General features: G+C 36.8%; 12 protein-coding genes. 1 reads left to right on the plus strand and 11 read right to left on the minus strand.

The features are described 5' to 3' along the window. Positions 1-140 precede the first annotated feature (140 nt). The 7 genes from IPJ80_05360 to IPJ80_05390 all read right to left on the minus strand — a co-directional run bounded on the left by IPJ80_05360 (position 141) and on the right by IPJ80_05390 (position 14,703). Positions 141-3,287 carry a tetratricopeptide repeat protein gene (locus IPJ80_05360; protein ID MBK7912909.1) on the minus strand — a complete coding sequence of 1,049 codons (3,147 nt, stop codon included), beginning with the start codon at positions 3,285-3,287 and terminating at the stop codon, positions 141-143. Positions 3,288-3,415: 128 nt separating this feature from the next. Beyond that, positions 3,416-5,683, minus strand: coding sequence for a tetratricopeptide repeat protein (locus IPJ80_05365; protein MBK7912910.1), 2,268 nt, complete (start codon positions 5,681-5,683; stop codon positions 3,416-3,418). 48 nt (positions 5,684-5,731) lie between these two features. Beyond that, complete coding sequence (locus IPJ80_05370) at positions 5,732-7,918, minus strand: caspase family protein (protein ID MBK7912911.1); 2,187 nt, start codon at positions 7,916-7,918, stop codon at positions 5,732-5,734. 48 nt (positions 7,919-7,966) lie between these two features. Then, positions 7,967-10,195, minus strand: coding sequence for a caspase family protein (locus tag IPJ80_05375; protein MBK7912912.1), 2,229 nt, complete (start codon positions 10,193-10,195; stop codon positions 7,967-7,969). A gap of 113 nt (positions 10,196-10,308) precedes the next feature. Continuing rightward, on the minus strand, positions 10,309-12,210 hold the full coding sequence (locus IPJ80_05380) for a caspase family protein (protein ID MBK7912913.1): 1,902 nt from the start codon (positions 12,208-12,210) through the stop codon (positions 10,309-10,311). A 201-nt stretch (positions 12,211-12,411) separates the two neighbouring features. After that, the gene (locus tag IPJ80_05385) at positions 12,412-13,050 is read right to left on the minus strand and encodes a hypothetical protein (GenBank protein ID MBK7912914.1); all 639 of its coding nucleotides are present in this window, start codon (positions 13,048-13,050) and stop codon (positions 12,412-12,414) included. 258 nt (positions 13,051-13,308) lie between these two features. Next, positions 13,309-14,703 carry a hypothetical protein gene (locus IPJ80_05390; GenBank protein MBK7912915.1) on the minus strand — a complete coding sequence of 465 codons (1,395 nt, stop codon included), beginning with the start codon at positions 14,701-14,703 and terminating at the stop codon, positions 13,309-13,311. A 75-nt stretch (positions 14,704-14,778) separates the two neighbouring features. Between IPJ80_05390 and ftcD the strand changes: the two genes are divergently transcribed. Further along, positions 14,779-16,464, plus strand: coding sequence for a glutamate formimidoyltransferase (ftcD, locus tag IPJ80_05395; protein MBK7912916.1), 1,686 nt, complete (start codon positions 14,779-14,781; stop codon positions 16,462-16,464). Between the two features lie 35 nt (positions 16,465-16,499). On the opposite strand, the gene IPJ80_05400 is transcribed toward ftcD, so the two are convergent. The 4 genes from IPJ80_05400 to IPJ80_05415 all read right to left on the minus strand — a co-directional run bounded on the left by IPJ80_05400 (position 16,500) and on the right by IPJ80_05415 (position 23,669). Beyond that, positions 16,500-20,597: a gliding motility-associated C-terminal domain-containing protein gene (locus tag IPJ80_05400; protein MBK7912917.1), complete on the minus strand. Its 4,098-nt coding sequence runs from the start codon at positions 20,595-20,597 to the stop codon at positions 16,500-16,502. 88 nt (positions 20,598-20,685) lie between these two features. Beyond that, positions 20,686-21,666, minus strand: coding sequence for a M28 family peptidase (locus IPJ80_05405; GenBank protein ID MBK7912918.1), 981 nt, complete (start codon positions 21,664-21,666; stop codon positions 20,686-20,688). Between the two features lie 27 nt (positions 21,667-21,693). Further along, entirely contained in the window at positions 21,694-23,178 is a 1,485-nt protein-coding gene (locus tag IPJ80_05410; GenBank protein MBK7912919.1) for a cysteine--tRNA ligase, read from the minus strand. A gap of 131 nt (positions 23,179-23,309) precedes the next feature. Next, positions 23,310-23,669: a four helix bundle protein gene (locus tag IPJ80_05415; GenBank protein MBK7912920.1), complete on the minus strand. Its 360-nt coding sequence runs from the start codon at positions 23,667-23,669 to the stop codon at positions 23,310-23,312. Positions 23,670-23,730 lie beyond the last annotated feature (61 nt).

The following is a 23,730-nucleotide window of genomic DNA, read 5'->3' on the forward strand; positions in this document are numbered from 1 at the left end:
GAATCCATTTTTATTCTCCTAAAATACTTTAGTAAACAAGAATTTTATTTCAGGATTTAGATATGAAAAAAAATAGAATCTTGTAACATTAGATTGATGCAAGAAACAAAATGAGGACCTACTATTTGAGAAAAAGAGTTTTACTCAACTAAAACAAATCCAGCCCAATTGTAGGGATCCAATCCATTGTCCCGCAATTCTTTTTGCGCCGCATGAAATGCATCAGGAATGGTCATCTTAAGCTCTAACCATTTTTTATAAAAAGTCGTCATTAACAATGAAGTTTGTTTATCCGGAACTTGCCATAGTGACATAATCAAATATTTTGCGCCTGCAATTTTAAAGGCACGTTGTAATCCATAAACACCTTCATTGCCTTGTATATCGCCAAGGCCTGTTTCACATGCAGATAACACAACTAATTCTGTATTCGATAAATTCATCTGCGAAATTTCATACGCTGTAAGTACTCCATCTTCCTTTCCTTCTAAAGTTTGTTTTCCCTGCCAGGCTGCATTGCCTCCTGCCATGATTAATCCGGAACGCAACATGGGATGATCAGATATTTTGAAAACAGGTTCATTTTGATTTTCGAATCCACTATTCTTTACTGTCTTCTTGGTATCATTAAAAAAATATCCGTGTGTTGCTATATGCAAAATTCTTGGAGAAGCAGAACCATTCGCTCCAATATTTTTAAAGGATTCTTCTGTGGCAGCATATCCCTTTTTTAAATTCACTTTTAACCCAGATGTTTCCATAATTTTTTCAATAGAATTTACTTCACGTTCTGTACCTGCCAAATAATTCCAACTGCCACCTCTTAATGTGGAATCAACCAATTGAAATGATAATTCTCCTCTTGATCTTGATGCAAGTAATGGTTCACTATTTTGTAATGTACTATCTTGTTCAAATTGAATTCCTCCAAATAGTACTGCATCATTATTGGTTATTTTTACTTTGGAAGGGACGACCAACTGCCGCGTACTGTTGACTTCTATCAAGTTGTATCGGTCTGCTAATGTTTCTGTTTCAGAAATAGGAATCGCATCTAGATTGATTCGATGCAATAATCCACTGGGTGAAAAATAAATGGTTTTGATTCCTGATAATTCTTTATCCAAAGGCTGCCACAAAATTTCATACAAGGATTTTTTTGGAGTTTCTATGGCAATGGCTCCACGATCTGCAAGAGTATATAAGCTATTTACGTAATCTGCTTTACGCTCTGGTTTGGAATGCAACAGGGAGTCCAGAGATTTTTCTTCAAACAGTGGGATAAACTTCGGTTGTTCCAGCTCAGGTAATACCACGAGTGCAGCATAGATTATACTATCTGTAATTTTAGGGAAATTGACTTGAAAATGAACAAATTCAATAGCCGCCTCAGATTTTTTTAATCTCGCTTTCACTTCTTGGTACTTTACCTGACGGATGGCGTCTGCATAACCTACCAGCGATCGGGCCAATTCCTTTTCAGCACCATTTGCTTTCTCTTCCAGATCTGCAACACCCTGCTGCTCGGCCATAGGTTTGGCGTATTCGGCGGCGAGGCGGCGGCGGTAGCCTTTGAGGCGATTGTTGATTTCTGTTGATTCGGGGGATGTGGAGACGGGAAAATTGAGCCGGGAAGCAGCAGTGAGCAAGAAACCTTTGTGAAAAAGGGCATGGTCGAATGCCAATGCGGACATGGTTGCAGTCGAGATAGCGGGCCTTGCGAGCAAATATGCACCCAGCTTTGCCCCGTCAGTTTGGAATTTGGATGCATACATGGCAAGCTCCCGTTCGGAAAGATAGGCGGCAGCTCTTGCAATTCGCTCTTGTTCCAATACTGCTACTGCTGCCAGCAAGGATTCCGATGCTGAAAAATTGCCTTGTTTTTCATATAGACAGGACAGTGCATTCAGGCAGTCTGAATAGCCTTCATGCTCTTTCCCCAACACTTTTTCCCGGATAGCTTTGGATTCAAGGTAAAGCGTTTCTGCTTTTTTATAGTTGTTTAGGTTTATGTACGAATCTGCCAAGTTGTAGAGGCTTTGGGCATAATCAGGATGCTCTTTTCCCAGCACTTTTTCCCGAATGGCTTTGGCTTCAAGATGAAATAGTTCAGATTTTCCGTAATCGCACATTCCCTGATACAAATTCGCCAGGTTGTTTAGAATGCTGGCATAGTCGGGATGCTCTTTTCCTAATGCTTTCTCAAGGGTGGCCAAGGCTTCGAGATAAAGTGGTTCGGCCTTTCCATAGTTGTTGAGGTTTATGTACAAATCAGCCAAGTTATGGAGGCTTTGGGCATAATCGGGATGTTCTTTTCCCAACACTTTTTCCCGGATGGTTTTTGCTTCGAGGTAAATCGGCTCAGCTTTAATGTAGTTGCCCATGTGATCGTAAACAACTGCCAAGCCTTCCAGACTGTTGGCATACAAGGTGTGCTCTTTCCCAAGTTCTTTTCCAAAGACGTCTTTGGCCTCTAGGAAAAGCGGCTCGGCTGCTTCGTACTTGCCCATAGCGACATACAAAACCCCCAAGTTGTAGAGGCTTTGGGCATAATCAGGATGCTCTTTCCCCAGAATTTTTACCTTGATGGCCAAGGCTTCAAGGTAAAGTGGCTCAGCCTTTTCGTAGATGCCCATTACATTATACTGGTTCGCCAGGTTGTTAAGGCTTCCAACATAATCGGGATGCTCTTTTCCCAGTATTTTTTCCCGAATTGTTAAAGCTTCGAGAGAAAGCGGTTCAGCTTTTTCGTGGTTGCCCATTTCCCTGTACAAAATTGCCAGGTTGTTCAGGCTCTTTGCATAATCGGGATGCTCTTTCCCCAGAATTTTTTCCCTAATGGCTTTGAATTCGAGGGCAAGCGACAGGGCCTTTTCATAGTTGCCCAAACCCCGGTACAAATTCACCAGGCTGCTCAGACTGTTTGCATAATCGGGATGCTCTTTCCCCAGCACTTTTTCCCGGATGGCTTTCGCGTCGAGGTAATACTTTTCAGCTTTCTGCACATTGCGCATGAAGAAAAACACATTTCCCCGGTTAAAACAACAAGTTGCATAAGCCGCCGACTCCCGACCCAGTTTTTCGAGGGCGATTATTTCAGCGGTGGCATTCACTTCGAGGGCTTTGTCAAAGTCACGCTTAGCGGTCAGATCTCGGGAGACCTTGATGAGGCTGTCCACTTGTTTGATCGCAATAGAATCAACTGACTGTGCCCTAAGCTCAGATATGGACAAGATGATGAGCAATACAGCAATTGGGAATTTTCCAATTTTGAATTGTGAAAGCATTTTAGTTAAAGATATTTTTAAAAAGCTAAATTTATTGATTTCAACTTATACAATAAAGTCACTCAAATATATTTTAATTGTTTCCAATTATAGATTATAAATTCTAGCTTGAATAGATTTAGATTAGTTTAGTCTTTATACTGTTGTGGAAAATATTTTTTCATTAAGGCATTCCACTGCTTCTTATTCTCACGCAAAAAAGTTAGGTCTTTATCATTCATAAGATAATCGTAGTCATCATCGCCAAGTCGAAAGTTTATTTCAAGATACTTAAATGCCTTCTCGAATTTTTTTTGAATACTGTATAAACATGCAAGATTGTAATTTAAAGCCGCATTGGTTGAGTCGAGTTTTAAAGCTTTGAAGTAATACGTTTCAGATTCTGCATATCTGTTGTTGTAAGAACAAATCAGACCCAGATTGACATAAGAAAAAACAAGCGTTGAATCATATTTAATTGCCTTCTTAAGGTAATGTTCCGATTCTTTATAAAACTTGTTTTCTAAATAAATCATACCCATCGTATTGTAGGTGTTAGCATTTGTAGAATCCAATTGAATGGCTTTGTTGAGTTGCCTGACTCCATCTTCAAAGCGATGTGTATATCTGTAAACCAAACCCAGATTGCTGTATGGAAATGGAAGATTTGGATCCAACTGAATAGCTTTTAGATAATTTTGTTCTGCCGCATCATATTCTTTCCGTTGGCGATAATAATTTCCAAAATTATTCCAGACCATAGCAGAATTAGAATCCAATTTCATTGCTGAATCTAAATATTGTTTGGACTTTTCGAACAACTTAAATTTTTCAGAAAATAAAAATGCAATGTTGCAGTATGGTAATACCCACGATGGTTGCAACTCTATCACTTTATTGGTATACAATTCAGCTGAATCCGCTTGTAAAAGATGGAATCCATAAACATAACTCATCTGCCAATATACTTGCGCCAATTCTGGTTGCCACTGAAGTGCCAAACGAAATTGAATCAGTGCATTTTCACCAATAGTCGTATTGGGATTTTTAGACGATAGTGCAATTAAATAACCTTCGAAAAAATGCACTCTCGCCATTATGAAAGAATACATATAATGATTCACTCCCAATAATTCTGCAGCTCTTTTCAAAAATCTTGGATATTCCCGGTATTTATTCTCCCTTGTTTTTTTAGATAGAGATACTTCACTTACATCCGTTTTTAGCCAGTTGTTCAATACTTGTTGCGCATCATCCTGCAAAGCAGCCGCATAGTTGCGCTTCATCGTCGAATGCAATCGTTCCAGTTTAGGCTCAGAAATCAATTTTTCATAGTAAGTATTCGCACAAGCATTTGCTGGTTCTAAAAATATTTTATCTTTCAATGCCTGTTTGAAAAGTGCATAAACCTTTATTGTATTTGAATCTAATTTTGACAACACATCCTCTTCAATTCCTCTGGATTCAATGGCACTCAACAACTGCGTTTGATTTGTTTTACCAGATTTAATGGATGTTAATAAAGGTTCATCGACACTGGTTAATCTCTCATTGCGATTTCCTATTGTCATGGGCACCTGACTTACCGGTGCCACTTCATTTGTTACATGATCTTCGAGATATCTTCCCACTTCTTGCAGCGTTACCCATTGATCCTTATTGTTATCTGCTAAACCATAAAGCGCATCGAGAAGATGATATGAAAAAGCACCACGACCACCGCCCCATTGTTCGCCTTCAATGCTGTATTCATTGGGTTGACAAGACATGATTTTAATTTCATTTCCAAATTGCTTGGCAAGATTGGCAGCAGTTGCTTGTGATCCATTAACCGAACTACCGGCTAATGTCCCAGAACGACAGGCATCGGTGATCACGATTACTTTTGCTTTATTTTGGATAGACAAAGTAGAGACTACTTCTTGAAGCATAGGCAAAGCAAATGCACCACCAGCCATATACACACGTGCAGGTGCATCCCAACACAATAAAAATCCGGGTTGCGTCAAACTCTTTTTCTCAACATCACCATGTCCGGAAAAATAAATAATCGCTTGATCGCCTTCTTTGCATACTTCCCACAACCAATCCAGTGCATTGGCAAACTGTGCCATGGTTGCCTCTTTATTGATCAATACTTTCAAATGATCATTGTCAAGTTTACCTCCAGCATTCGATCTGAGATAATTTGCAAATGCCTCCGCATCTTTATCGGCAAAACGAAGATCCGGTATGCCGGGATCCTGGTAGTCGGAGATGCCGACGACAACTGCGTACGTATTTTTAGTTGATAGTTGTTGGTTGCCTGCCCCAAGAGAACTGTTGGGGATAGTTGATAGCGGAGAAACACCTTTTTGTTGTGCGTTAATTGCTTCAATAATAAAAGTTAATGCTAAAATTAAAATCAGTTTTTTCATTTATTGTTCTTGTTATAAAATAAAATCAGGAATGTATTTTATCATTAATCATTTTTGCTCTACCTTCTCAGGAAAGTATTTCTTCATCAAGGCATCCCATTCTTTCTTGTTTTTCCGAAGTGGAGCGATATCGGGGTCCACTTGCATCCAGGTATAATCGTCGTAACCCAGTTTTATGGATTGCTCAAAAGCTTTAAATGCATTTGCAATTTCATTCTGCTCAATATAAATATATGCTTTCCAATAGTAATGCAGACTTTCAGTATTAACTCCGTTAGAAGAAAGTTCCACAGACTTTCTGAATTCACTTTCAGCTTCTTTAAACCTTCCCATTTTGGTTAAAACAGTCCCCATCGTACTATGTGAAGAAAAGTTTGAAGGATCTCCATCAATCAGTTTTTGAGCAAGGTCCATCGCCTCATTCAATCTACCAGTTAATAAATATATTTTGGCCAACATATTTTGTGAACATGGCAAACAAACAATTGAAGAAGCATTTTCAATGATTTTTTTTAATACAACTTCCGCCTCGCTGAACCTATTTTGTTCAAAGTAATAGCTTCCTTCGGCTTCCCAATAAAGCGGTGAATCAGGATCTATCTTTGCAGCAATATCAAGATATTCCTTTGCTTTATTAAAATCGAACATAATCGTTGAATATATTTTCGAAAGTTGTACATAAGGCCAAATCCAAGTGGGAGCATTTGAAGTAGCCTTCTTTACGTAATATTCTGCTGAGTCTGCCTTTGCCCAACCATAACCATGAATCCATGCCATACCTAAAAGCGCAAGAGGCATATTTGGATCCCATGAAATGGCTTCATGGAAATTTGCAGCAGCTTTTTTAAGCATCTCTTGTGTAAATTCTCCTCCATAAATTAATGGAAAACCTTCAAAATAAGCTCTTCGGGCCTGTAAAGTTCGGTAAAGATAATGTTGTTGCCCTAGCAAATTTGCTGCACGGTTTAATTGCCGAGGGAAGTCATTGTAACGAACAATTTTTGTTTTTTGCGAAAGACTAATTTCATGAACATCAGCTTTCATGTATTTATTGATGGCCTGCTGAGCATCATCCTGTAATGCAGCTGCATAATTTCTCTTAATAGTGGAATGCAATCTTGCAAATTTTGGTTCTTTAATCAACTGTTCGTAATAGGTATCGGCACAGGCATTGACTGGAACTAAAAATTGTTTATCTTTTAATGCTTGCTTAAATAATTGATAGGTTAATCTCATTGAAGTATCAACCAAAGCCAGTACATCTTCTTCAATGCCTCTTGAATCAATGGAAGATAAAAAGGACAATTGACTTGACTTTCCCGATTTTAATGCGGCAAGTATTTCTACATTTACTTGTGACAACGCGTCCGCTTTGTTTCCTAAAATCATAGGAACCTGACTAACAGGTGCAACTTCTGCACTTACATGATCTTCAATATAGCGTCCTGCTTCCAGTAAGTTTACAATCAGATCATTGTTGTTGTCTGCCATACCATAAAGCGCATCGATAAGGTGATAGCTAAATGCACCACGACCGCCACCCCATTGTTCTCCTTCAATTGAATATTCGTTGGGTTGACAGGATAATATTTTTATTTCATTGGCATATTGTTTCGCAAGATTGGCGCCAGTTATTTGAGCTCCTCCAACACTACTTCCAGCTAATTTTCCTGATCTACATGCATCGGTTATAACGATTACTTTTGCTTTGTTTTGAGATGAGAGGGTTGTAATGATATCCTGAAACATCGGCAAAGCCATGGCTCCTCCTGCTAAGTAAACTCTTGCAGGCGCATCCCAACATAAAAGATATCCTGGTTGAGTGATGGTTTTCTTCTCAACATCTCCATGTCCGGAAAAATATAAAATCACCTGATCATTTTCTTTTACCACTTCCATCAACCAATCCAGAGCAATGGCAAATTGCGCAACCGTTGCTTGCTGATTGATCAAAACTTTCATATGATCATTGTCAAGATTTCCACCAGCATTTGATCTTAAATAATTTGCAAAAGCCTCAGCGTCTTTATCGGCAAAACGAAGATCAGGAATGGCTGGATCCTGGTAGTCAGAGATCCCAACCACAACAGCGTAAGTGCTTTTGGTTGATAGTTGTTGGTTGCCTGCCCCAAGAGAACTTTTGGGGATAGTTGATAGCGGAGATACGCCTTTTTGTTGTGCGTTAATTGCTTCAATTAAAAATGTAAATGATAAAATTAAAATCAGTTTATTCATTTAGTGTTCTTGTTGTAAAATAAAATTAGGAATGCATTTCATCATTAATCACTTTTTCTCTTGCTTCTCAGGAAAGTATTTTTTCATCATTGCATCCCATTTGTCTTTTTGTTTCCTCAACAACTCCATATCAGGATCTTGCTGCATCCATGCGTAATCATCCATTCCTGCTTTTAATGCTTTTTCAAGTGAACTAAAAGATTTATCAATTTGACCTTCCACAGAATCAGCAAAAGCCATTAAATAAAAATAAATAGCATCTTGATTTGAATGCAAAGCATTTAGTTGAGCTACTTTTTCAAAAATTTTATTAGCTTCATCTCTTCGTCCTAAATAAACATAAATTTTTCCAAGGGTAATATAAAAAGTAGAATGGCTAGGGTCTTCCTCAACCAACTTTTTTGCAAGCTTTTCAGCTTCGACCATTCTACCGGTGGCCATGTAAATTTGAACTAATAAATCTTTTGAACAAGGCAAACAGGTGGGATTCTCCTGAATAGAAATGAGTTTATTTAACATCAGTTCTGCTTCTAAATAATCTTTTTTATAAAAGTAATAGGCAGCCTTTGCTTCCAACAGAAAAGCAGAACCCGAATCAATTTTTTCTGCCAGTTCAATGAATTCCTCTGCCTTCTCATATTGACCCAGACCATCTGAATACATTTCGGCCATTCTAATATAGGGCAGGATCCAGGCCGGAGCAGCTTGCATTGCCTTGTGGGCATAAACTTCTGCCGAGTCCGCTTGCAAATAAAAATATCCGTAACAATATTGAATCCCTAAAAGTGCTAGTGGCATATCTGCTTGCCAGTTAAGTGCTTCATGAAAATAGCTGAGTGCTTTATCCATTGAAGTCTTGCTATAATCCCCTCCATAAGCAAAAGGAAATCCTTCAAAATATGCCTGACGTGCTTTTAAATCCTTGTAGAGATAATGATTCACTCCCAAGAGTTCAGCTGCACGCGCTAGTTGCTTTGGAAATGCTTTGTATTTTTCAACTTTGGTTTTGAATGAAAGGCTGATCTCTCCGATTTCAGCTCCCATATATTTATTTAAGGTTTGTTGCGCATCATCTTGAAGAGCAGCAACATATTTTAGCTTCATCAAATTTTGCAAGGGCTCAAACTCTTTCAAACTGGTTAATTCATTAAAATACGTTTCAGCACAATTCTCCTTGGGTTCAAAAAATATTTTGTCACGGACAGCTTTTGTAAAAGCAAGGTATTTAGCACGTAAAGTTTCATTAAATCCGTTCACAATTTGCTCTTGGGGATCGAGATCCTCTAACCCCCAACTATTTTTCATGCCATTGCTTCCCCATCCCGAATTGGAATTAAAAGAATCTTTAAGGTTATTAAATTCTGCTTGCCAATTACCTGAAAGTTTAACCAATTTTTCAATTTTATTTCCTGTGGTCATTGGAACTTGACTTTGAGGCGCAACTTCCTTTACAACATGATCTTCCAAATAGCGATCGATTTCTCCAAGCGTTACCATTAAATCCTTGTTGATATCTGCCTGTCCTGCAAGTCCATTAAGTAAGTGGTAAGAAAAACATCCTCTTCCTCCTCCCCATTGCTCACCTTCCAAACTGAATTCACCGGGTTGACAAGCCAATATTTTTATTTCATTTGAAAATTGCTTTGCAAGATTTGCAGTGGTTAATTGAGCTCCACCAATCTGGCTTCCTGCCAATTTACCTGCATGACATGCATCTGAAATAACTATGACTTTTGCCAAGTTTACTGTAGATAGTGTGTTAACAATTTCCTGTAGATAAGCTAGAGAATATGTTCCTCCACCCATATATACTTTTGAAGGAGCATCCCAGCAAAGTAAAAATCCTGGTTGAGAAACAGTTTTCCGCTCTACATCTCCATGTCCAGAAAAATAGATAATTACACGGTCTCCTTCCTTAACTTTCTCTATCAATCCATCCAATGCAGCAGCTACATTTCCAGCAGTTGCTTCTTGATTTGTCAAGACCTTAATGCGATCGTTGGCTAATCCATTATTGCTTCCAAAAGAACTTCTTAAAAAGTTGGCAAATGCCTCGGCATCTTTGTCAGCAAATCGCAAATCAGGAATGCCTCTGTCTTGATAATCTGAAATACCCACCACTACAGCGTAAGTATGATTAGTTGTTAGTTGTTGGTTGCCTGCCCCAAGAGAACTGTTGGGGTTAGATGATAGCGGAGAAACACCTCTTTGTTGTGCATATAAACACAAAACAAAACTAAGTTGGAACAATAACAACAGATATTTACTTTTCTTCATATTCATAATCCACTGAGAATATCTAACTATTGATATTTTAGCAACTCAATAATAGAGTGTATTCTATATAAAACAAAATTTCCTTAAAGATTTAATTCATGTTTTACAAGTCTTTATTTATCTGCAAAATACTTTTTACTAAGTTCTAACCATTGAATTTGTTTTCGGAAAGCTTCCAAATCAGGATCTGATTTTAAATGTTTGAAATCATAAAATCCATTTTGAATGGCTAATTCCAAATAATTATTTGCCATTTGGAAATCTGCTTGCAAGGATTTAATACAAGCCAAATTATAATAGGCATCTTGAAATTTCTCATCAATTTCAATGGCTTTTAGAAAAGATGATTCTGCTTTATTGTAATTTTTTGATTCCAAATAAACCAATCCTTCTACGTTGTATCCATAACTGTTGTTTGGACTTAATCGGATGGCATGCTTTGCCAATCGCAGGGCTTTATTTAAATCTTCATCCAAATACATTTGACTCAAATTAGCAAAGGGAATACTCCAACTTGGAGAATTCTCGATAGCTTTTTCGTAATTGATTTTAGCTTCATCCTTTTTTCCAAGAAGGCTGCAATTAATTCCAATTTCATTATATATAAAAGCAGCCTGCTTTTCATGCTGCAAGCTTTGTTTTTGTATTAAAAGGGCTTCCTCAATGAATTGATTATTAAAATTGCGTTCACCATCAATTCTTTTTTGAAGGCCTAGAAAATAGAAATATTTTACGGTCAACATTTTATTCAAAAAGTGGTCTTTTCCTAAAAGATCAGAAGCCCTTCGACAATAGTCTGAATAGATAAGATATGCTCCGGTTTTATTTCTTCTTTTGGCTATTTCGCGGTTATCAAAATTTAGATAAGCATTTAAAACCTGTTGGGTCTCGTCTTGAAGGGCAGCAGCCAACCGCCTCTTGATCGCTCCATGAAAATTTATAAAGGGTGACAAACGCAACATAGAATCCAATAACATGGAAGCATTTCGATCCGATGGCGTCATTAAATGCCCTAATTGAATAGCTACTAAAAAATCCTGATACAATGAACGGTCTTTTTCAGCCAGTTGATTCAAACTGAGTTCATTTCGTTTGGTTTCATTGGGTTCTAAAATGGTAGCAGTGAGATGCTTGTCCAATTGTATTAAATTGGTTGAAAGTTTTGGATCGACGCGGATATACCCTTTTTTCCTGGACGAACAACCAGCAAATAAAAAACCCGGGGTATGATCTTCAGACCATTTGGTTTTGTTTAAATATGCATTGAGTTCATTAAAATCTATACTCAGGTCCTGATTGAAATCTGCTTTTCCAATTAGGGCTTCAAGCAGATAATGATTAAAACTTTTTAATTCTCCGGAAATGGATCGTGTCTGTACTTCTTCTGTTGAATTTAAAAAACTGCTTATGGAAAATTTATTTGGAAATGACTCTACTTGAATATTCCAGGTTTTGGTCTGGATAGAATCCTGTGCTAATACCGATGGCGAAACCAAAGGATATAAAATTCCAAAACAATAAAAATTAAGTTTCTTTGATTTTACAATCTTATTAAACTGCCTGAACAAATCAAAAGCATTGGATGTAGATTGTGATGCCGGACTATCGTAATAATAGATCGGTGCATTGGATTCACTTTGTCGAAATTGATAGCCGGCATATCCGGAGAAATAAAATATTACGGTGTCTTTGACTTTGGTATTCTCTGCCAACCAATCTAAAGCGGATGCAACGCCGGCAGCTGTAGCTTCTTTATCAACTAAAACCATTAAATTTTCTTTATCCAGCTTAAAAGAATTATTTGCCAACAGATAGCTTGCAAATAATTCAGCATCCCGTTGTGGAAATGGAAGTTCCTTTATTTCAGGATCTTGATAGTGTGACAATCCAATGACCAGGGCTTTGGTATTTCCGGAAACATGTTGAGCAAGTCCGGATGCAGTTGAAAATAGAAACCAGCAAAGTAGGTATCCCGAAGTAAAAAGTGAGCTGGAATGTATCAGTTTTTTTTTCAACTTTACATGAATTTTATACTAGTTCACAGTTAAAATTAATTGGCTATTTAAATAGGTATTTAAGATCCGTATATTAAAAACAATACGTTACGCACCGAAACTTTAAAATAAATTACACTTAAAAAATATTTCAGGAGGCCTACTTATTAAATAAATAAAAATAGACCTCCTGAAAAAAATTCATTCAATCTTGTTTTAGATTTAATCCATTTTCTTCTCAACAGCAGTTTTATCTTGCTTGCGTTCTGCTTTTACTCCTTCTGCACCACCCATTGACTTGAGTTTAGTAATTGGTTTTTTATTTCCACAATTTCCTTTGCAAACCGGCTTTACACCTTCTGCAATAATGGCTAATGAACCTTTAGGACTTGTTGTCTTTTTAGCTACCAAACCAGCAGCACTTCCGGCTTGTCCATTTCCCATATCGATCGATGCCATGTCGCCCATCATTAATAAATCTGCAGTTGCTTCATCCGAAACCGGATAAAATGCATTATTTACTCCACAATACACTACCGGCGAACCCGCTAAATCAAACAGGGGAGTTCCCTTTGCTGTAGGGGACCACATCCCGGCACTCAGTGTTTTTTGATTGTTGCAGGCAGCTACAGCAAAAGCCGGCCACTTATACATTTGAGCTAAAGTTGCCGGGTCAAAACCCAATACAGAGGCAGCACCGGTTGCTGGTTTTTTTAAATTAATGGCATTCAGGCTGTTTGCTGCATTAAATGCGGCTGTAGCGGCTGTTTTATGGGCAGCGCTTCCAGGAATATAGCTAGCCTGTGATTGGCCATTCAGGATAGCAGCTGTTACTAGTAATCCGATAAATAAGCTTTTCATAAATTTAAATACTTGTTTTTTAAAAAATAATTAGATAGGTTAACATTTAAAGGTACACTTTTTAAGAAAAGCTCATCAGCAATTTGAAAAAATTTTATTAAAAATTGTTGAATTTCTTAACAAACCTTTAAAATCAAATTATTATTAATTATAAACCACTGGATCATTATATCAAAATGAAATAAAAACAAATAGGGGGAATCGTTTTTTGCTAAACCTAATTACACCACTTACTAAATAAAATTCAATGTAACGAGCTCAATCAAATACAATTTTTACTAAATTCAACTTACCATTGTTTTCACTTGGCACCAAAACACTTTGAGCATCTATTTCCATGGCATCTTTAAAGCGCAGGTTTAAGTTTTTATAACTGGTATTCAATATACTTTTCCGGATGAATTCACCGCCGGGTTTTAAAATGTATTCAGATACCGTGCCTTCCGAACTGATGGCATCATTAAATATAATTCGCAAAACAGAATTGGTATGGAAAATAAAAAACGAACTGAATAGCCCTTGATCGTCTTGAGAATATTGTCGTTTGTGAAATACCTTTTCCCATAACAACACACCTTTTTTATCAAAGGAAGCCACAATGATATCATCAAAATAATAATCATACCATCGCGTAGTATAGGCACCCGTTGGGTCTGTTGCACTAAAATAGGGTCTGCGGCTTAACTCTTTGGTGTTTTCATAAAATATTAAGCACCCACTATCTGATTTAAACTCTATGGATCGTGTGTTTAATTCACTATTTGATAAAATTGACTTTTTAGAATTACCGGACCATTCTTTTAATAAGGATGTAGAAAATGGAACAAAATTTATCTCTGATATTTGATTCTCATCATTTATAAAACCAATTGCATAACCTTCCGGGGGTGTATTGCTCCTTTCAGAATATAATCCTCCATAAGCCAAACTTCCGGCAACATTATCAATTTTAGCCATTCCGCTTGTGAAATAATAATCTTTCAATGGCAATTCCTTAGCATCCAATAAGCTACCATCCAATCCAATTTTTGTAATCAGAGTTTGAACTTTTTTCCTATTGGATTCACTTGTTCTTCCAAACAAATAAACTGATCCCTGATCTGAAATTTCAACATCGTAAATATATTGTCGCTCTTCTTGAAATTGTTTCGTCAAGTTAAGTGTATAATAAATTGAATCTGCTTTTCGGTTATACAAAAGCATCAATCGCTCGTCCGATAAATTTTGAAACCCGATGGCCATCCAACTTTTATTTGATGAATATTTAATTTTAATGTCATCATTGGAACTGACCGCAACCCCATCGTAAATTATTTTTTCATGAATTAATGAAGGTTGACTATTATATCTGTTTAAATAAATTCCATAGCTGGATTCCATTTTACTGACATAAAAAATATCGATATCATTTTCCCATTCAAACAAATCAATAATTCTCCATTTCCGACCGGGCAATTCAATAGATTTTTCAATGCCCCATTGAAATTCAGGAGATAAGGTTTGCAAACTTATTTTAAAGGACTTATCTCTTAATAGAGAAATGGTCCCGTTTGGGTGAGGCAATATAAAATAGGAAAAATCATTTTTAATATTTACATCCGGGGAGATATAAATGGATTGTGCTTTTACCAGATTACCCTGCAGGCCGAACAAGCAGATAAAACAGTATATTACTATTAACTTTCTAAGTGATAAGCTCTTAATTTCGCACATATTTACAAAGAACGTATGAAAGCTCTTAAAATCATAGAATGTGTCCCAAATTTTAGTGAAGGTCAGGATGAAAAGCTCATTGAGGCCCTTTCGAAGGCAATTGAACACACGGAAGGCGTCCGTTTACTCCATGTAGATCCGGGTAAATCAACCAATCGGACTGTGGTCACTTTTGCAGGGAATCCGGATGCTGTTATTGAAGCTGCATTTCAAGCAATTAAACTGGCTTCTGAATTGATCGATATGCGATTTCACAAAGGGGAACATCCCCGAATGGGAGCTACTGATGTTTGTCCGCTGATTCCAATTTCTGGCATCAGCATGGAAGAAACGGTTGCGTATTCTAAGAAATTGGCTGCACGTGTTGGTTCTGAATTATCCATTCCGGTATATCTCTATGAAAATTCGGCCACACATCCAAGTCGTAATAATTTAGCAGACATCCGAAGTGGAGAATACGAAGGCCTGGAAGAAAAAATGAAAAATCCGGATTGGCAACCCGATTATGGCCCTAAATCGTTTAATCCAAAATCGGGTGCTACGGTAATTGGCGCACGAGATTTTTTAATAGCCTATAATGTAAATCTCAATACAAAATCTACAAAACTTGCCAATGAGATTGCGTTTGATATTCGTGAAAATGGCCGCCCGGTAAAAGATCCGCAAACTGGAAAACTTATAAAAAACCAACAAGGTGAAATTTTACGAACTCCAGGTACTTGTAAATCTCTTAAAGCCATTGGGTGGTATATCGATGAATACGGTCAGGCACAGGTTTCTATGAATTTAACCAATATGCTGGAAACACCATTGCATAAAGCATTTGAAGAATGCAGAAAATCTGCCGATCGATTGGGTTTAGTCGTGACGGGTTCTGAATTGGTTGGCTTAGTTCCAAAAAAAGCACTATTGGATGCAGGTGTTTATTTTATGAAAAAGCAAAATCGCTCTCTTGGTATTTCCGAAGAAGAACTTATTGATTTAGCTATACAAAGTTTGGGATTAAATTCCTTGGCTTTGTTTGAACCTCAAAAGAGAATTATAGAATATATGTTGGAAGATAAAACAAACAAACTTGTTGATCTAAGTTTAAAAAAATTTGCAGAAGAAACAGCTTCTGAAAGTCCCGCACCCGGTGGAGGTTCTGTTTCTGCTTATTTGGGTGCATTAGGTGCCTCGCTAGGTGCGATGGTTGCTAATCTAACTGCACATAAAAAAGGCTATGAAGATCGATTGGAATTTTTTTCTGATCATGGTGTTCAGGCTCAGAAAAAAATTAAAGAATTGCTTTTCCTGGTTGATGAAGATACCAAAGCATTTAATGCCATCATGGAAGCGTTCCGCCTACCTAAAAACACAACTGAAGAAAAATCGATCCGTAAAAAAGCAATACGCAAAGCAAATATATATGCTATAGAAATTCCTTTGAAAACAATGGAAACTGCCGCATCTTGCTTGCCTTTGTTAAGAGCGATGATTGAAAACGGAAATCCAAATTCAATCAGTGATGCAGGCGTTGGGGCCTTGTGTATTCAGGCTGCAGTAAGTGGCGCTGCATTAAATGTACAAATCAATGCTGCCAGTCTGGATGATGAAGCAAAAAAAGCAGCTTATTTTGAAAAAGCTGAAACAATTGAAACAAGAACAGGCGTTGAAGTAAAAGAATTAATTATTACTATTAAAAAGAAAATTATTTCATAAGTAATTTGAAATAATACAGATCAAATTATTATTCTTTATCTTAATAATTGTAAATCACCTTTTATTTTTATATCAGGACCTTTCTCAAAACCCACAATGGCATAATACACATAAACTCCCGGTAAACAATACTGGTCATTAAACCGTCCATTCCATCCACCTCCCAAACCATTTGCCAGAAACTCTTTGTTTGAATAAACCCGATTGCCCCATCGATCAAAAATTTCCAAGAGTTTTATAGTGCTTGCTGTTCCAAATACTGTAAAAACATCGTTGATATTATCGCCATTTGGAGAAAACACATTGGGTACATACACCTTGTTATCAATAATCCGGATACTAATAGAATCTATTGCTGTACAACCATCCGCATTGCTTATTAAACAATAAATCGTCATGTTTTGCTGTGGCTGCAATCCAGGATTTGTACAATTTGAACAGGATAGATTTTGACCGGAAATCCAATCAATTAATTGATAATTTCCACTTATTAAAGCATTTAATGTTACAGATTCCCCTTTGAAAATTTCCAGGTCGGGACCTAATTCAAGAATTGGGACTTCAGGTGCTTTCCAGACTATCAAAGTATCGGTTTGACAACCTAAGCTATCGATGATGCTGAATAAATGACTTCCAGCTGTAATTTGTTGAAATGAATTGGTATAAGAAAAACTACCCCCATCTAATGCATAGCGCAAGGGTAATTTGGAACTCAGAATTTTTTCGAATGTCAAGGTACCGGTTTGTGGATTTGGGCTACAGGGGATATTGGTACGTATCAGTTCGCTGATCACCGGAGATGCATGAATGGTTAGTTGAATGGTGTCTTTATACTTGCATCCAAAATCATTGGCCTCAAGTATATAATGGTGTGCTCCCAATGTTAAATCTTGTGTATTTACACGATCATTCATAATAAATTCACCCGTCCACTGACCATTAACTACTGGATCTTTCACCCAGTTTTTTAGATCAAATAAAACAGGATTTGAAAAACAAATTTCAATACTGGTATCTATTGCAATATTTTTCGGCGGACAATCAGGTGATTTACACCAGGCGATATCTGAACTTATTTCACTACAAGGTCCTGAATCTTCCAGTGTGAGTTGTATGCTTGCACTGTCATTAAAAAATCGTTTACGTATTAGATAAACAGTATCATTGATAAACATTCCCGAGTTTCCATTTAAAACATTGATTCTGTATTTTTTTACCCGTGTTTCTTTATTCCATTTAAAAGTAATGGTGGTATCTGTTGATTCGCAATCGATCATGGGTTTGGGAAGATGTTCTAGAATTTCAATCGATCTAAATGATTCACTTAAACACTTACTAAAACTCAATGCTAATTTTAACTGCTTTGTTCCAGGAGTATGCCATGAAATTGCTAGTTCCTTATCCGGTACAATAAATTTGAACAAGCCACCATCCAATGCCCAATTAAAACGTGCTGAATCGGCATTACTACCTGTGAATCGAATTAAAATACTAGAATCCTGGCATGCCACGGAATCCATTAGAAAATCAGCAAAAGGATTTTTTCGTACAACAATCAATTGGCTGTCAAAATATTTGCATCCATTAATATCCAATGTTGAAAAAACGCGATGATATCCGGCACCTGAAATGATTGGGTCAAAAATGCCTGCGACTGAATCAATAATTCCCGGACCTCTCCAGGTATAAGTTCCAATTTGCCCGTTTGGATTTGTTTGCGTCGTAAGTTGAATGGATTTACTCAAGTTACTCAAACAAATTGTATCAACAGGATCAATCAATAATTGTATGGGCGGACAAGTTTTGGATTGACATTCTATTTCTGAAAAAACTTCCTTGCAATAGGGATTGCTGGCATGAATTCGGATTTTAATAGTTTCACCCCGATTTAAGTTTGGAAAAAATACACTGGTATCTGTAACTTGTATATAAAAGCCTCCTTGCAGTACTTCAAGCATGTATGTTTCATTGGTGTATTGATTCCAGCTAAACAAAATACTACTATCCGTTGAAAAACAATCTGGAATAGGTATGTTTGGAGGAGCATGAACAAAAACCGAATTGCAGCTACTGTCTATGCAACCCAATCGGTCTGCAGTCAGACAAAGGGTATGCTTGCCTGTGTCAATCCACTGGGTTAAATAGGATGAGTTGCCTGGATTTAATAAAATATTCGTTTGATCTATTTGCAGTTTATAAGTAGTGCTAGTATCAAATTGAATCCATGAAATTTGTCCGGTATCCCCTAAACAATAATCATTTAAATCAGTAGTGAAACCAGCAGATGGATATGGTTTGGCAAACAATTTTACTGAAGTAATTTCCGGACAACGAGCCACATCAGGTAAAATGTATAGAATGGTATCCTGGTTTAATTGAACTAGCTTGTTTTGAATCAAACAATTTGAATCAGCTTCAGGACAATTATAAAACTGTGGTCCACCAATAAATTGACCCTGCTTTTTAAAATTTAAATTCAACAGATTAACCACGCTACCGGCACAAAATGAACTGTCTGTGAATGTAAAATTTTCCTTGTCATTTATTTTTATTGGTATCGGAAGCAAATCTTCACAAGTACCATTAAATGCCTTTAGATAAATAGTGGTATCACGATTTAATAGTATAAAAGTTGAATCAATCCTTTGGGCTGCACTTGCGGATTGATTCCAAAAATAACTATAGGAAGCATTGGTATTATTCAGATCTGCAAATCGGATCGTATTTAAAAAAATGGTATCACCAATGCAATAAGACAAGGAATCCTGTAAAATTAAATCCGGATTGTTTTTTGATCCTTTTACCAAGATGGACTGAATGGAAATGCATGAATGAATGGAATCGACTTCATTAATTAAAACAAGTCTGTAGATTCCAGCCTGACTGACTATAATTTGGTTTCCGGTACCTAAGGTGTCGTTGTTACCATTCAGCCAATATCGTTTGATTGGAGTGTTTTTGGGCATTAAAGAAGAATCTGCAAATAAAGTTACCAGGGTATCTAAACAACTAATATCATTGGATTTGTTGGGAATGGATTTAAGTTTGTTGTATTGCAGATTAAAATATAATATACTATCGCAGAAGGGTGATCTTTTAGACTTGAGAACTTGTTTATATACTCCGGTACTATCATAACGAGTGGATCCGATTTTAAAGCTATCCGGATAACAAACAAAGGTGTCAATAAATGTTTCTATCTGGTCAAATTCTTCTACAATTACAGTAATATTACTATCACAACCAAATCGATTTTTATTAAAATAATTCCAGGTTCCTGCGGTTAAAAAAAGATTTTTAAATTTATAAGTTTCCCCAAAACAAATATAAAATGGACCAAATTCCTGCAAAGGCGTTTCATCTCCGACTTCAACATCCAGACATACTTCATTTCCTGTATTGCAAATATTCGAACCCATTACACAGATTTTTCCATTTCCAGGTTGATCCCAGGTAACTTGGGCTTGATTGTCTTTGGAAAAATTAAGTGTTCCATTTTCAACACGCCATTCATAAGAACAAGCTCCGTTGATGCTTGCAATTTGATAATCTATTGTTTCTCCTTTGCAGACTAATTTCTTACCACTGATTTTAGCGGAAGTATTTGGAACAGGAGCTACGGTGCTTCCTGCTGTAACGACAAAGTCCACATTGCATTCATTGGGTCCATTGCCATCAAAAACAAGATAATAAACGCAACCAATCTTAAGGGGTTCTGTAGTTGAAAAAGACCAGGTTTGGTTGGCATACATATTGGTGTTGCAATTGCTCACCAGTTTAAATGTCTGGCAATCATCCGATGCATAAATTCCCATTTCTACCCCATTTGCTTGCATGCAAGACGATACCGCTACATTGATACTTAAACTGGCTGAACCCGCCACAAATGCGAGCCATTGCATGCTGTGCTGAACCATAGTACAAAAACCGGGAGGCATTTGTCCTGGAGTGATATTAAGTGTTCGAGTTGAAACTCCATTTAAATCACAGACCACACAAGCATCCATGCAAAAACTGGATAATGACACCGGATTGCTACCACATTTGGAATGTGTTTGACTATAAACAAGCTTATAACTTATTAATATAAAGAAAAAGACTAATGTGAATTGTAAAATGCGTGATGGTCGCATTTGACAAATATAGCCTTTCTTACAAAGAACTTAAAATGATTTTAATTAGCCTGGTGATGCTCAAATGAGAATCACATGATGATTTTTTTTAAATTGTACCAGCCTCTTCTCGATAAATCAAGCGTATTAATAGTTTGCCGACCATTTGCAGTGTATAGGGATCAATGACATTCATATTGTCTTTTAATGTATGGTGATAAAATGGAAATTTCTTCCCATCAGGGCGATTGATAATGTCAATCATTTTGATTTTTGCTATTTCATTGACATAATAATGGTCATCCATTACCCCACCTCCGGAGGTTTTTGGAAACGAGCCCCCATAACCTTCTGACTCTGCAAGATTCCAAACTTTTTCTACAATATCTTTTGCATAATAAACAGAATAATCTTCAACATAAAACCCAGGATTTGCTGCGCCAACCATATCAAGCAATACTCCATATTGAGCACGATATCCGGAAACATGTGGATTTCTTGACCAGTGTTGTGAACCCAATCCCCAGGATTCATTGTTTGCCTCCTGTCCATAGTCTTCCAAATCAAAAAGTACAAAATCAATACCTAAACCTTTTATTGGTTGGGATTGAATTACACGGGCAAGTTCTAATAAAACGCCAACCCCACTTGGACCATCATCTGCGCTGTCAAAAGATTTCTTACGATTGGCAGGATCCGGATCTGCATCTGCCCAGGGTCTTGTATCCCAATGTGCTGCGAAGACCAATCGCCTTTTAATTCCTGGATTGATCTGAGCGATAATATTTCGCCCATTTAATAGCGTACCATCAAATGCCTTGACCTGAAATTTTTGATCTATAACTTCTGTCCCAAACGACTTAAATTTTTCAACAAACCAATCGGCGCATTTCTGATGTGCGGGTGTATTTGGAATTCGAGGACCAAACATCACTTGTTGCTTTACATATTGGAATGCACTGTCTTTATTGAATGACGGAAATTTTATTTCAACAGGTGCATCTGCTACTGTTTTTGATTTATTGTCAGATTTACAAGCATGTAATGCGAGCAATACCAAAACTACAAGATTCAACCTAAAATTCCTCATTCCAAATTCTTAATTATTAATTCTTAATTAATTTAAATGCATCCATTCTGTTCCATCTTTACCGTCCTTCAGTTGAATGCCTGCCTCTTTGAGCATATCTCTTATTTTATCAGAACTGGACCAGTCTTTATTCTCACGTGCCGTTTTCCGAAGTTCGATAACCAATTTCATAAGATGTTCAATCGTATTGGAATCATTGGTATCATTTTCGTCTTTCAAACCAAAAATTTCAAAAACGAATTGATCCAAATGTTGAATCAGTTCATTCCAACTTTTAACCGAAATTGCATCCGCCGAAATATGCCCATCTTTTACAGAATTGATAATCGTACACAATTCAAATACAGAAGCCAGTGTTTTCGGAACATTAAAATCATCGTTCATATCCAGATACATCTGGGCTATCAATGAATTAATGGCTTCATCTTTTGATCCGGATTCTTTTGAAAAATCAGCTTGGAATGTTTTAAGTGTGCGCATACTCTCCATGAGCCGGCGATATGCTTTTTCAGCTGCCTGTAAAGAATCATCTGTGATATCCAAGGTCGAGCGGTAATGTGCCTGCAAAGTAAAAAACCTCCAAACCATTGGTGAATATGCCTTGGAAGTATGTGAACTATTTCCGGTTATTAATTCAGTTGGGGAAATTGTATTCCCATCACTTTTGGACATTTTTTTGCTATTCAGCAAGAGCATATTTGTATGAAACCAATAATTTGCAGGTGAAGTTCCACACGCACCCATATTTTGTGCAATTTCATTTTCATGATGTGGAAATTTTAAATCATTTCCACCACCGTGGATATCAAATCGCTCTCCCAAATATTTTGTACTCATGGCCGAACATTCCAAATGCCATCCAGGAAAACCAACACTCCATGGCGAATTCCAACGCATGATATGTTCATCGCTAGCTTTTATCCACAATGCAAAATCCGAAGGATGATTTTTCTCATCCTGATTTTTTAAATCATCCCGTGATTCTGAAAGTAAATCCTCTACAATTCTTCCAGATAATTTTCCATATGGATTTCCGTCTTTTATAAATTTCAGCGTATCAAAATAAACAGACCCGTTTTTCTCATAAGCGTAACCCCTTTTCAAAATATCAGCTACCATTTCAATTTGCTCAATGATGTGCCCGGTTGCTCTGGGTTCAATGGAAGGAGGCAATACATTAAATAAACGCATCATATCATGAAATCCGTTACTATATTTTTGAGCAACTTCCATGGGTTGCAGTTGCTCCAAACGGGCTCCTTTCATCATTCGATCTTCACCATCATCCAACAAATGGCCTACATCCGTAATATTTCTAATGTATCGTACTTTATAACCTAAATGCATTAAATAACGATAAATAACATCGAACGAAATAAAAGTTCTGCAATTTCCAAGATGCGCATCGTAATAAACCGTTGGTCCGCAAACATACATTCCAACACGACCTTCTACAATTGGCTTAAAAAGCTCTTTCTCTCCGGATAAACTATTGAAAACGAATAAATTCATAGCACGCAAAGATAATATAATTACGAATTAATAATTACGAATTACAAATTATGGGAGTGTTGCTTACTTCCCGCGTACTCGTCGGACGATGCAAGAAATTCAATATTGAAATTCTATCGTTTGTTAAAATATTATATTCCATTTGCTTTCAAAGTTAATTGAATTTTACCTATGATTCTGCAGCATTCTTCCGTGATTTTACAAATACTTTCAAATTCATCTTTTGTTAACAAATCCGTTGCGTAGAGTAATTTAACCCAGTACATAGTTTCTCTAGCTTCTTTATACGAAATAGAAAGTTTAGCAAAAAAATCTTTTCTTGATTGTCCTCCAATTGCTTCTTCTATATTTGCTCCAATTGAAGTAGCAGATTTTAATAATTGATTGGATAAAACAAATTCCTTCTTCTCTTCTTGAATTTTACGAACAATTTTTACAGTATGGATTGCCAAAATAAATGATTTTTCCCGAATAATATTTCCACTTTTCATTAGTATTATTTAATTTTAAATACCTCTCGCAAGAAAACGGATTGTTTGCCACGTGCCCATA

Source organism: Saprospiraceae bacterium (assembly GCA_016714025.1).
GTDB lineage: Bacteria > Bacteroidota > Bacteroidia > Chitinophagales > Saprospiraceae > Vicinibacter.